Here is a 2,014-nt window from a genome sequence, read left to right as displayed (position 1 = left end):
GAGAACTTCGTAGTCCCGGGCAGACTCGAACTGCCGACCCCTACATTATCAGTGTAGTACTCTAACCAGCTGAGCTACGAGACTGTTTTCAAAGCTACAAAGCTGCTTAGAAGCTAAGCCGCTAAGCGCTAAGATGCTTTTTGAGCTCTCTTCTTACTTATTTTTTTGAACTAACAGCGAGAGTAAGAGTAAATCTTATCTTTTTTTAACCAAGCGAGGTCATTTCTCTAGAAAGGAGGTGTTCCAGCCGCACCTTCCGGTACGGCTACCTTGTTACGACTTAGCCCCAGTTACCAGTTTTACCCTAGGCAGCTCCTTGCGGTCACCGACTTCAGGTACCCCCAGCTTCCATGGCTTGACGGGCGGTGTGTACAAGGCCCGGGAACGTATTCACCGGATCATGGCTGATATCCGATTACTAGCGATTCCAGCTTCATGGAGTCGGGTTGCAGACTCCAATCCGAACTGAGACAGGCTTTATAGATTCGCTCCTGGTCACCCAGTGGCTGCTCTCTGTACCTGCCATTGTAGCACGTGTGTAGCCCAGGACGTAAGGGCCGTGATGATTTGACGTCATCCCCACCTTCCTCACGGTTTGCACCGGCAGTCTTGCTAGAGTTCCCGACATTACTCGCTGGCAACTAACAACAGGGGTTGCGCTCGTTATAGGACTTAACCTGACACCTCACGGCACGAGCTGACGACAACCATGCAGCACCTTGTAATATGTCCGAAGAAAAGTCTGTTTCCAAACCTGTCATACTACATTTAAGCCCTGGTAAGGTTCCTCGCGTATCATCGAATTAAACCACATGCTCCACCGCTTGTGCGGGCCCCCGTCAATTCCTTTGAGTTTCAGGCTTGCGCCCGTACTCCCCAGGTGGGATACTTATCACTTTCGCTTAGCCACTCAGTATTGCTACCAAACAGCTAGTATCCATCGTTTACGGCGTGGACTACCAGGGTATCTAATCCTGTTCGCTCCCCACGCTTTCGTCCATCAGCGTCAATACATTGTTAGTAACCTGCCTTCGCAATTGGTATTCCATGTAATATCTAAGCATTTCACCGCTACACTACATATTCTAGTTACTTCACAATGATTCAAGCCCTACAGTATCAATGGCAATTCGACAGTTGAGCTGCCGGATTTCACCACTGACTTATAAAGCCGCCTACGGACCCTTTAAACCCAATGATTCCGGATAACGCTTGGATCCTCCGTATTACCGCGGCTGCTGGCACGGAGTTAGCCGATCCTTATTCTTACGGTACCGTCAAGCTCCTACACGTAGGAGTGTTTCTTCCCGTACAAAAGCAGTTTACACACCATAGATGCTTCATCCTGCACGCGGCATGGCTGGTTCAGGCTTGCGCCCATTGACCAATATTCCTCACTGCTGCCTCCCGTAGGAGTCTGGTCCGTGTCTCAGTACCAGTGTGGGGGATCTCCCTCTCAGGACCCCTACCCATCGTAGCCTTGGTATGCCGTTACCATACCAACTAGCTAATGGGACGCATGCTCATCTTGTACCGTAACCTTTAATAATCTCCTGATGCCAGGAAAAAATACTATGAGGTGTTAATCCAAATTTCTCTGGGCTATCCCTCAGTACAAGGCAGATTGCATACGCGTTACGCACCCGTGCGCCGGTCTCAAAGCCCGAAAGCTTCTACCCCTCGACTTGCATGTGTTAGGCCTGCCGCTAGCGTTCATCCTGAGCCAGGATCAAACTCTTCATCGTATATTTTTAATATTTTACGACCTTTATTCGCTAGGTTTTTAATTCAATAAAATCAAGTAGTTCTTACTCTCTCTTATGCTGTCAATCCAATATGTCTATGAACGTGTCTTCTTATTTTTTACCGCTTTTCTTTTAAGCTTCTCAGCTCGTTTTCTAAGCGGTTGCAAAAGTACAACTTCTTTTTAAACCTGCAAGACTTTTTGAAAATTTTTTTTCTTTATTTTCTCCAGTGTTTATCGTTGTTCCCAAGCTTTTCAATGAACCCCGAT

Annotated in this window: 1 tRNA gene and 1 rRNA gene; both read right to left on the bottom strand. The window is 47.5% G+C overall.

Annotated features, from left to right (window positions below):
* Positions 1-10 precede the first annotated feature (10 nt).
* Positions 11-84, bottom strand: a tRNA-Ile gene (locus ACZIX4_RS19925).
* A gap of 147 nt (positions 85-231) precedes the next feature.
* Positions 232-1,745 (bottom strand): 16S ribosomal RNA (locus tag ACZIX4_RS19920).
* Positions 1,746-2,014 lie beyond the last annotated feature (269 nt).

The organism is Flavobacterium niveum (assembly GCF_055231775.1).
Note: the sequence above shows the minus strand (reverse complement) of the source record. Positions and strands in the feature narration are given on the sequence as shown.